At 68.3% G+C, this 1,986-nt stretch carries 2 protein-coding genes; both read left to right on the top strand.

Features of this window, described 5'->3' with window-relative positions; genetic code table 11:
* Positions 1-22: 22 nt before the first annotated feature.
* The gene (locus AC13HU_RS36335; RefSeq protein WP_483046265.1) at positions 23-1,030 is read left to right on the top strand and encodes a carbohydrate ABC transporter permease; all 1,008 of its coding nucleotides are present in this window, start codon (positions 23-25) and stop codon (positions 1,028-1,030) included.
* Positions 1,031-1,032: 2 nt separating this feature from the next.
* Positions 1,033-1,953 carry a carbohydrate ABC transporter permease gene (locus AC13HU_RS36330; protein WP_483046264.1) on the top strand — a complete coding sequence of 307 codons (921 nt, stop codon included), beginning with the start codon at positions 1,033-1,035 and terminating at the stop codon, positions 1,951-1,953.
* Positions 1,954-1,986: the final 33 nt, after the last annotated feature.

The raw sequence follows: 1,986 nt of genomic DNA, 5'->3' as shown, positions 1-1,986 counted from the left end.
CCCTACCGGAAGGACGGCACTCGTGGCCACCTCCGTCAGGGCGACGTCCGACGGCAGCCCCCGGTCGTCCCGGACCGACCCCAGCAAGAACCGCAAGAGCGGTGCCCCCGGCCCGCCCGGCGGCTGGCGCGCCAAGGCGTACCGGCTGGACACCAAGGCGTCGCCGTACGCCTACATCGCCCCGTTCTTTCTCTGCTTCGCCGCCTTCGGCCTCTTCCCGCTGATCTACACCGGCTGGCTCTCCCTCCACGAAGTGCAACTCGGCACGCACGCAAGCTGGGTGGGCTTCGACAACTACACCGCGCTGTGGGACAACAGCTTCTTCTGGACCGCGCTGCGCAACACCTTCACCCTCGGCGTGATCTCCACGGTGCCGCAGCTGATGATGGCGCTCGGCCTGGCCCACCTGCTCAACTACCAGCTGCGGGCACGCGGGTTCTTCCGGGTCGCGATCCTGGCGCCGTACGCGACCTCGATCGCCGCCGCCACGCTGGTCTTCATCCAGCTCTTCAACCCCGACTACGGGATGATCAACCAGTTCCTGGGCCACATCGGGGCCGGGCACGTGCAGTGGGGATCGTCCAAGTGGCCCGCGCAGATAGCGATCTCCACGATCGTGACCTGGCGCTGGACCGGCTACAACGCGCTGATCTACCTGGCCGCGATGCAGGCCGTGCCCGCCGACCTGTACGAGGCGGCCGCGCTCGACGGCGCCTCCCGCTGGCGGCAGTTCATCAGCGTGACCATCCCGTCGATCCGGCCGACGATCTTCTTCACGATCATCGTGTCCACCATCGGCGCCACCCAACTCTTCGGTGAGCCGATGATGTTCGGCGGCAGCGTGGGCGTCTCCGGCGGCACCGACCACCAGTACCAGACCCTCAGCCTGTACATGTACGACAAGGGCTGGCAGATCGGCGAGCTGGGCCAGGCGTCCGCCGTGGCCTGGGTGATGCTGCTGATCCTGCTGCTCATCGGCGCGGTGCAGCTACTCGTCCTGCGGAACAACCGCCGGAAGCTTGGGAGCTGACGATGGCACAACTCACCCAGCCGATCCCGTCCACCGGGCCCCGGCGCTCCTCCGCCCCCGAGCCGCGCAAGCGCCGCAGGCTGCGTGCACGCAGCGCGGGCGGTCAGCAGAAGGCCGGCCCGATCGCGTACGTCCTGGTGATCCTGGCCACGGTGCTGTCGCTGTTCCCGCTGTACTGGACGGTGGTGGCGGCCTCCCGCACGGACACCGAACTGGTCACGCCACCCACGCCGTTGCTGCCCGGCAGCCACCTCATCGACAACCTGAAGATCGTGTGGGACCAGGTCGACATGACCACGGCCCTGATCAACTCCACGATCGTGGCGAGTTGCGTGGCGCTCAGCACGGTGCTCTTCGCGACGCTGGCCGGATTCGCCTTCGCCAAGCTGGAGTTCCGCGGCCGCAACGCGCTGCTGACCGTGGTGGTGGCGACCATGACCATCCCGCCGCAGCTGACCGTGATCCCGCTCTACCAGATCATCACCAACGTCGGCTGGGTCGGGCACATCCAGTCGGTGATCCTGCCGTCGCTGGTGGCCGCGTTCGGCGTCTTCTTCATGCGGCAGTTCCTCTCCGAGGCGCTGCCGGTGGAACTCGTCGAGGCGGCGCGGGTGGACGGGGCGCACAGCCTGCGGATCATCTGGCACGTGGTGTTCCCGATCGCCCGCCCGGCGATGGCGGTGCTCGGCATGCTCGTCTTCGTCCAGTCCTGGAACGACTTCTTCTGGCCGTTCATCGCGCTGAACCAGCAGAACCCGACGGTGCAGGTGGCGTTGCAGGGCCTCGGTTCCGGCAATCACACGATCAACCACGCGGTGGTCGTGTGCGGGGCGCTGGTCGCGACGCTGCCGCTGCTGCTGGTGTTCGCGGTGCTCGGCCGGCAGATCGTCGGCGGGATCACCGCCGGCGCGGTCAAGAGCTGACGCCCTCTCCCCCCGCATCCACGGCACCCGCGC

The organism is Streptomyces sp. NH27 (genome assembly GCF_056859195.1).
Note: the sequence above shows the minus strand (reverse complement) of the source record. Positions and strands in the feature narration are given on the sequence as shown.